At 41.4% G+C, this 8,180-nt stretch carries 5 protein-coding genes; all 5 read right to left on the bottom strand.

What is annotated here, in order from left to right:
- Nucleotides 1–316: 316 nt before the first annotated feature.
- The 5 genes from hxpB to DP117_RS32505 all read right to left on the bottom strand — a co-directional run bounded on the left by hxpB (nucleotide 317) and on the right by DP117_RS32505 (nucleotide 7,148).
- Nucleotides 317–988: a hexitol phosphatase HxpB gene (gene hxpB / locus DP117_RS32525; RefSeq protein WP_169222295.1), complete on the bottom strand. Its 672-nt coding sequence runs from the start codon at nucleotides 986–988 to the stop codon at nucleotides 317–319.
- A gap of 11 nt (nucleotides 989–999) precedes the next feature.
- Nucleotides 1,000–1,977, bottom strand: a complete 978-nt coding sequence (locus tag DP117_RS32520; protein WP_169222294.1) for an alcohol dehydrogenase catalytic domain-containing protein — start codon at nucleotides 1,975–1,977, stop codon at nucleotides 1,000–1,002.
- On the bottom strand, nucleotides 1,974–3,431 hold the full coding sequence (locus DP117_RS32515; RefSeq protein WP_169222293.1) for an aminotransferase class III-fold pyridoxal phosphate-dependent enzyme: 1,458 nt from the start codon (nucleotides 3,429–3,431) through the stop codon (nucleotides 1,974–1,976). Before DP117_RS32515 ends, DP117_RS32520 begins: the two co-directional genes overlap by 4 nt.
- A gap of 1,453 nt (nucleotides 3,432–4,884) precedes the next feature.
- Nucleotides 4,885–5,793 (bottom strand): inositol monophosphatase family protein, encoded by a 909-nt coding sequence (locus tag DP117_RS32510; RefSeq protein ID WP_169222292.1) that lies wholly within the window; start codon nucleotides 5,791–5,793, stop codon nucleotides 4,885–4,887.
- The gene (locus tag DP117_RS32505) at nucleotides 5,790–7,148 is read right to left on the bottom strand and encodes an aspartate aminotransferase family protein (protein WP_211176483.1); all 1,359 of its coding nucleotides are present in this window, start codon (nucleotides 7,146–7,148) and stop codon (nucleotides 5,790–5,792) included. Before DP117_RS32505 ends, DP117_RS32510 begins: the two co-directional genes overlap by 4 nt.
- Between the last annotated feature and the right edge of the window lie 1,032 nt (nucleotides 7,149–8,180).

The following is an 8,180-nucleotide window of genomic DNA, read 5'->3' as shown; positions in this document are numbered from 1 at the left end:
TGTACTAGCCTACGGCACGCCGCTGCGCGTCTAACGCGTACTTTGCGGTTCGTTATCATAATTTTTTGTTCACGACCTATCTAAGATTGCTGTATATCTTGGTAAAACCAATGATTTTTGAGTGGTTCGCTGACAGCACCGGTACAGTCATAGCAAAAACCCGGTTTCTGTTTGCTAGGAAGACCGAGTTCTCGTGAGATCAACGATAAAGTTACCGGGTTTTTTTACCCCAATACATGACCAACCAATTATCAGTTATCAGTTATCAGTTATCAGTTATCAGTTATCGATTTGATAATTGTTCATTGTTCATTGTTCATTGTTCATTGATTAGGAACTTTTTTAGCCAAGACTCGTCAATCTGTTCGAGTGAATCGAGCTTGACATCTGCGATCGCAAATCGAGGATCTTCTCGTTCCTCTGCTGCTGGAACAGCGATGCATCGCATCGAAGCCGCTTTCGCACTAATGATGCCACGAATTGAATCTTCAAACGCCACACACTTTGTCGGATGAACGCCGAGACGATGGGCACTCGTCAAATACACCGCAGGATGAGGTTTGCCATATTCCTCTATTTGTGCAGAATTGATAGCATCGAATGCGTCTTGCAAACCCAGCTTATTGAGCACCGATTCAATCAAAGACATAGGAGATGAAGTGGCTAACGCCAAAGGCAAGTGCATCTGCCGACACAATTGCACAACTTCAATTGCACCGGGCATTGGCTGCCCGACTGTCACCACAAGTTCACTGACGCGACTGACAAGTCGTTCGGCTACTGTAGACTGACTTGTTCCTGTCCAAGGAAATTGTGCATACCAATAGCTGACGACTTCCGAAGTGCGCAAACCCATTGTTTGATTGCACATACTCTCTTGGAGTGGCACTCCCAAGTCTTTGAATACTTCCAATTCCGCTCTCCACCATAGAGGTTCGCTGTCGATCAGCAAACCGTCCATATCGAAGATGACTGCCGCATCTAGCATGAAAATCTCTCTCAAGGACACATATCAACAACAGTGCGCGTACCAGGTTGCGGACTCCAATTCGTCAACTCATCGGGAAGCTTCTCCAGAGGAATCGCTCGACCCAGCAGTTGTTCAAAGAATGCTTCGTCGCGCTTGATGTGGGCGATCGCCCTCCCCATAGTCTCGTCTGTCGCACCGGCAAAGGATGTCAGCACAGCAATCTCCCGCATGAATAGCTCATGTGGGGAAACAGGTAAAGCAATTCCTTGCTTCGGTACACCATAAATAAACACTATACCAGCCTTGCGTACTACCTGCAGTGCTGTGGTAAGACCGCCTGGCGAACCAGAACACTCAACAACCAAGTGTGCTTTATCTTTTTCTGGTACTTCTACCCGTTCAATCCCTAGTTTTTCTGCCCAAGGGATTGGCATTTTAGTGATATCGTACAGCTTGATTTCCCCATCAAAATTAGGGGAATTCGTTAGCAGGTAACTTATCAAAGCGCCCGAAAGTCCACCTCCAATCACCAAGGTTGTTGGTCGTGAAACTGACAACAAATTAGCACCAGCAAGAATTCGTTGCGCTCCCCTAACCGCGCAACTCAAAGGCTCAATCAGCACTCCCAACGCTGGATTACGGAACTCAAAGCGGTGTAAAGAGTTTCTTGGTACGCGAATTTTCTCAGCATATCCCCCGTCATGGTTCACGCCCAGTTCCTGCAAATTCTGACAGTGACTCGTCAGTCCTTCTCGACAATAGCTGCATTGACCGCAGGAAATCTCGTTATTCAGGGCAAAATGACCTTGTTCATCAGGCAGCTGACAAACAACCTCATGCCCCAGAATACGTTCAGAGTCTAAACCCGCCGCTGTGAGTTGTTGGTCTGTCTTGCAAACTCCGACATATTCGACATTTGCTATAACTTCTCCGTCTTGAGGAAGAGTCGGTGCGCTGACTTCCCGAATCTCTACTTGATTTGGTCCGTATAAAACTGCGGCTTTCATTGAATACCTCCTTGTACGAGTGTAATTGGAGAAAGTTTTTCCCCAAGCTTTTGCAGCACCTGATCGAGTACGGCAATTGTCAGGTCTATTTCGGAATAGCTGATGTCCAGGTAGGGCGCAAACTTGAGGGTGTTGAGGTCGTATCCTCCAGTTTGCAAGACCATCCGCCAGGCTTTTCCTTGCCATGTGAAGTCGTTGTCTTGTGCGATCGCCGCTGCTACTTGTGCAGAATTACGGTACGGTACGCCCTGTTCATTCGCAAAAACCATATTTAGCAGCAGTCCTAACCCATCGACGCTGTAGACAAAGGGATAACGTGCTTGTAGAACTTTCAGTTTTTCTAGAAAGTACGCTCCTTTTGCTGGTACTGACGTTTCGTAGTCCTGTGCTAGCATATACTGCCATGATGCTAACGCTGCAGCAGTTCCCAGTGGGTGATTCGCAAAGTTGCTGTGAGCATGTCCAGGAGTGAAGACTTGTGGATCTACCAAATCTGCTCTTGCCCATACTAAGCTTACAGGACTCAAACCATTGGTAAACGACTTGCTCAAGGTAATAATATCTGGCACAAAATCAAAATGCTCAAAGCCGAACAATTTTCCTGTACGGTACATCCCAACTTGAATTTCGTCCGAGATGACTAAAATCCCACGCTGTTGTAGTTCGCCTATAAAATCCCGATAAAAATCTTTGGGTGGAATAGTGTAGCCTCGTCCCTGACAAGGCTCTACGACAATAGCACCTATTTCTGAACTCGTTTGACTTGCTATTCCATAATATTCGTTGGAAAAAGCCTTGTTAATCATTTTGGCACAGTACAAATCGCAGGTTTCTCTTTTCTTTTCATAGAAACACTGAGAGCAATTGGCAAACGGGAACATAATCGCCCGGTCTGGGAACTCGTTGTAATATTGTCGATATCGGTGACTACTCGAAAGACCTAGCGTTCCCAAAGAACGACCGTGGTAAGCGCCCGTCATCACAGCCACCCTATTTTTGCCCGTATTTTTACGAACAATCTTCAGTGCATCTTCTACTACAAGAGAGCCGCCAACGTTGAACGAAACTCGACCTTTGACACCAGTCCTTTCATAGATGGCATCAACTACCATTTTGGCTACTAACAATTTCTCAGGATGCAAGAAGTCACCACAAGCTTGGGGAAGAGTATTTAGTTGTTTGAAAACCTCTGATTCAATTTCTGGATTTCGATACCCAAAGTTACAGCTTGAGTGCCACATTCCAGTATCAACGTAAGTGTTGTTTTCGTCGTCAAAAATGAATCCTCCCTGACAACCTTTGACGATGATTGGCTTTTCTTGATAGTGGACAGTATCTCCCCACGAAAGATATTCTTTATCAATTTCGCGAAGAACTTCATTGCTGACTGTAGATGATATGTCCTCGTTTTTTAGATGAGAGAGGTTTACAAATTGCCATGATTCATTGAGCATACTTTATTTGTTCCAGAACTGATATTTTTCAACAAAAAAATCGAGGTTTTTGAAGAAATTAACACTCTTTGTTCACTTTCGTGTTCCTCAATTCTTAGTAAGAATTCAGCACTTCTTGAGCAGAGTCACACCTATGCTCCGCCTCCGCTCCTGTTAGCGGAGCGGGACGCAGTCCATTCTGGTTCCTGAATTTCTACCAAATTTACTATCCTTTTGTCAACACTTTTGTTGATGAACTTTTGCCAATGAGGGAACTTTTTAGGATTAATCTTAGGTAAGAATTCAGCATTTCTTGAGTTAGAGGCTCCGCGCCTGGATTCTGGGTCCTGAATTCTTACAATATTAGGAACAACTCAACCCAAGATTTACTCTAGTTTAAGCACGTAGGCAGCTTATTTTTTTCACCCTAAAGACATATCTATATAGTAGATGCTTGATATCGTATTGTTAGCTTTGGGAAAAATTAAGCCAGGCATGCAAAAATCCCACAGTAATGCATCTCTAAATTCCTGACTTTTTACCGGAAGTTCGAGAAACAGAAACAAGCATTACTTCCTCAGAACCTTATTTTTAATAGTTCTGATCTGATGAAAATTGCAAACTCAAAAATTAGAATCGTGGAAATCAGATTATGCAATTTCTCACAACAAATTTGAGCTTTTTTCAAGAGCCGTGAAAAGTCTGAACAAAGTTTGACGAAAAACCAGGATTTTTCCCACTTTGCTTCAGTTGATGATGACAAAGTTATATTTGTCAGACATGCTTGAACTCATTCAGTAAAACACTTTTTTGAGTATGCAATTGTTTGTTTTGGTGATAACTATATTTAATCACAAAATTTCAGATGCTGAGTAAAAATTTTCGAGTGACTTGGTTTTTTGAGTGACTTTTGTTCTTTGACGAAGAAGGCAGAAGTCGTCTGTGCAGAAAGCTGCGATTATTATTACTATTATTCTCTAAAAGCAATTTTTGGCGTTGCTGAACAAAGGTATGAATTGTCATTCTGAGCGTAGTCCTGAGCGAAGCGAAGGAACAGGAGCGTTAGCGCAGCGTGTCCGATAGGCAACAGCCGTGCCGCAGGCATAGGACATAGAATCTCGGTAGATGCTTCATTTCGCTTCGCTACATTCAGCATGACAAAATCAAATTCATACCCCGATTCAGCAACGCCCAAATTTTTATACTTTCATTGCCATAGCAAAAATGCAAGGACAGATCAGACAGTTAAGAAAATACTTAAGAGACTTCCAAAAAAATGATTCTCCAAAAACAACTTGAGAAGAGGTTTGAACTGCACAATAATAATAATCAATATACAGAAAGAGAGAAAGCAACCTTAAGAACTGCCTTCTCTCGTCTATAAGTTCATAGAGACTGCTTGTTGTACTAGTAGTCTGTTAAGGCAACAATGCTTAGTTCATGAATTCTCAATATGAAGGCTGTTTTTGTGTTTCTACCAGCGGATATTCTCTAGCAACTTCTGATGCAGATCTAAAGTTGATGCTGCAATACATGATTGTTGATTGTGATCACTAAGATCCATTAACAGTGTGTTGTCAAGAGACTTCCCAAAAGCGTCGGTGATGATCACCCCAGCTTTTTCTGCTAACAAGACGCTAGCAGCAATATCGTATGGAAACAAATGCAGGATATGACCATTCCCCGCTTTAAGAAAAGCAGCACGTAGTTCTGGATGCTCTTTCAGTAAACGATTACCAATATCAACGTAAGCATCAAGCTGCCCTGTGATAATCCGAGAAATAGAGTAGGAGGCGCTGTTAAACAAGAACACTCCACCAGTATTAGCTGAAAGGTCGATGAGATGACCATAAGCATCAATCATCAGTGATGTTGGATGACCATTAAACTCAAACGACCAAAACATCTGATTCAGTTCAGAAGTCTGACTTAAGTTTGGTAGTGGGTAGGAATATCCTCCATAAATTAAATTATCATGGTGACGATCACCATAAATATAAGCTCCACTCTTGAGCTCTTTTAACAGTGCATACTCGACATCAGCAATTCGTGGAGACTCTTTGAGTCTAGCTACAGCAATTGAGATACAGCACATTTCCAAACCAGCAGCAGCTGGTCGAGTCCCATCTATGGGATCAACAATCAGAAGATGGGTGGGATTTTCTCCAAATAATTGCAGACCTCCGTCTTCTGAATAGACCGCTATTGGTTCTCCTCTATCAACGACAAATTTCAAAACCGCACTCTCAGCGATTTCATCAATATTGAACTGTGCGTCGCCTCCAGGTGAGTATCCATTAACACAGCGATTCTTTAATTTGCCCTGACTCTTGGAAATTTCCTCATAAACGTAGTCAGCTAGACACAAGATATAGTCCTTCATTGAACCTCTGTCAGAACTTTTTCAAGTTGATCGCATAACTGCTCAGACTCTTCTAATGTGATAGTTAATGGTGGACGAATCTTGAAAACATTTCCATAACCATATCTAGAAGTTCTAATAATCAAACCGTGCTTCATAGCTATTTTGGCAATATAGTTAGTTAGATCTGTATCTGGATTGCCCTCATCATCAGAAATTTCAACTCCAATCATTAATCCTACACCACGAACATCACTGATGAAGGTGTATCTTTCCTGCATTTTGCGAAGGCGATCCATGATATAGTCACCAACTATTTCAACATTTTTGAGAAATTCAGGTTGGCTAACAATATCAAGAGTCTTAGCAGCAGCGGCGGCTGCAAGAACGTTTGAACCGTAGGTGAAGGAATGATGATGACCGTCAAGACCACCCAATCTCTCTTCAGTTAAGATGGCGGCAAACTGAAACCCTGTACCACCAAGACCTTTGGCTGCAGTAATAATGTTAGGTTGTACACCAAAGTATTCAGCCGCAAACATTTTGCCTGTTCGACCAATACCAGTCTGAATCTCATCAAAAATGAGAATTATTCCCTTCTCATCACAGAGTTTCTTCAAAGCCTGAAAATATCCTGGAGGTGGAACTATATTACCACCATTGCCAGAGATGGGTTCAACAATCATGCAAGCAACACTTCCAGAACTTCCATATTCAATAAAGTCATGAATTCGTTCTACACACAGAAAGTCACATGTCTTTGGTTTCTGTTTATAAAAGCAACGGTGACAATATGGATCGGGTACCTGAATACTACCAGGAAACAAGTTAGGAAAAGGCTCTTTACGAAAAGCATTTCCCGACATACTTGTCATCATCATTGTTTGTCCTAAGTGACTGCGAAAGAATGAGATGACATCTCTTTTCCCTGTATAATGCTGAGCAATTTTAATTGCACCTTCATTTGCTACAGAACCACTAGAAACTTTAGGATGCACTCTCGTCAGGTTTTCTGGGGAAAGTTCTACCAACTTTCTGACAACAGTGTTAATTGGGTTCGTTTGAAATGATGAGGTGACATGAACTAACTGATCAGCTTGTTCTTTGACTGCTTGCAGAACCTCTGGATGTCCGTAACCTAAAGACAAATTAAATGTTGCGGCTGCACAGTCAATATAACGATTGCCCTCCTCGTCATAAAGATATATTCCTTGCCCATATGTCATCTTTGTGTCACTCACATGATGATAAATGAGGTCATGGATACTTGCCTCTGAGTTCATCATTTTCACAAGAGTGTCTTGTGAGTTATTTTGTGAGTTATTTTCAAATTGGGATTCAGATTCCAGATTCAAAAACTCTTCAAATGCACGCATAAATGACACAACTCCTAAGTTATATGGAACTCGTTCAAATATCTTAATTCAACTCGTTGATGTTGGTATGCAACCAGCCGTGTGTAGTGAAAGTGAGACGCACGTTTTGGGATAAGAGAAATTGAGCAACCATGCTCTTTTCAACTTTCATGAACTAAATTCTAGCAAAAAATATTTTTCAAATCTTGCTGTTCTTTAGTTCGTGAATCTTATGCACTAATTCCTACCATTTAGACACATCTTGTGAATATAATTTTTGTCTCAACCGAGAAAAATCATAACATGATTACTCTGAAAAAGTAGATGCATTTCTGTAAAACTTAAGTTACAAAAAACATAACTTTTGTAACAAAACTAGATGATGAATTTGAAATAAAAAAATCTTATGACCGAAAAAGAAAAGGATACAAGCCCCTAAATTTCTTTATGGAGAATGTAAAAAATGTTTTCAAAAGACGCATAGCGCGTTAGCGGAGCGGCACGAAGTGCGGAAAACGGCGTCCTTGTTTCAAGCCCCTAAATTTATTTTGGTGGTTCTTAATTTTGAATTTTGAATGAGCGAATTTTGAATTTGAGCGAAGCGAGTGACTCACCATTTGGCGTCATAAAATTCGACTAAGAGGTATTATCCATCAAGCCGCTATAAATATTCAGATGACAGACTCAGCAAGTAAATACTTTCCTGCTGTAAAGTATTTCGCTGTCGCCGGACAACAAACTCAATCAACTCAGATTTGGCACCAAAATTCTCATCTGCCAAGAAATAAATCCTAATACTAAGAACTCCTGTCCGTTAAAACGAACTTGAACTATTAGCCTTGAACTAAAGTTCAAGGCATATTTTTTCCTTCGAGGTGCAATATCTGAATCAATAGAATCAGAATAAATAAAATGCTTCGTGGAGCATTGCAAGCACAAACTCTCTATCCAAAAGCTTTTTAGGCTTGAGCAATAGAATTTGCGCATTTGTTATGACTCTGTTAATTTGATGCCTGCTTTTTTGAGTCATCGAAAATTTGGGTAGAAACCCCG

This window comes from Brasilonema sp. UFV-L1, from assembly GCF_012912105.1.
Lineage (GTDB): Bacteria > Cyanobacteriota > Cyanobacteriia > Cyanobacteriales > Nostocaceae > Brasilonema.
Note: the sequence above shows the minus strand (reverse complement) of the source record. Positions and strands in the feature narration are given on the sequence as shown.

What these genes read in the sequence shown, in the direction of transcription:
- hxpB (WP_169222295.1), bottom strand. Translation starts at nt 988, where the DNA reads ATGCTAGATGCGGCAGTCATCTTCGATATGGACGGTTTGCTGATCGAC.
- DP117_RS32520 (WP_169222294.1), bottom strand. Translation starts at nt 1,977, where the DNA reads ATGAAAGCCGCAGTTTTATACGGACCAAATCAAGTAGAGATTCGGGAA.
- DP117_RS32515 (WP_169222293.1), bottom strand. Translation starts at nt 3,431, where the DNA reads ATGCTCAATGAATCATGGCAATTTGTAAACCTCTCTCATCTAAAAAAC.
- DP117_RS32510 (WP_169222292.1), bottom strand. Translation starts at nt 5,793, where the DNA reads ATGAAGGACTATATCTTGTGTCTAGCTGACTACGTTTATGAGGAAATT.
- DP117_RS32505 (WP_211176483.1), bottom strand. Translation starts at nt 7,148, where the DNA reads ATGCGTGCATTTGAAGAGTTTTTGAATCTGGAATCTGAATCCCAATTT.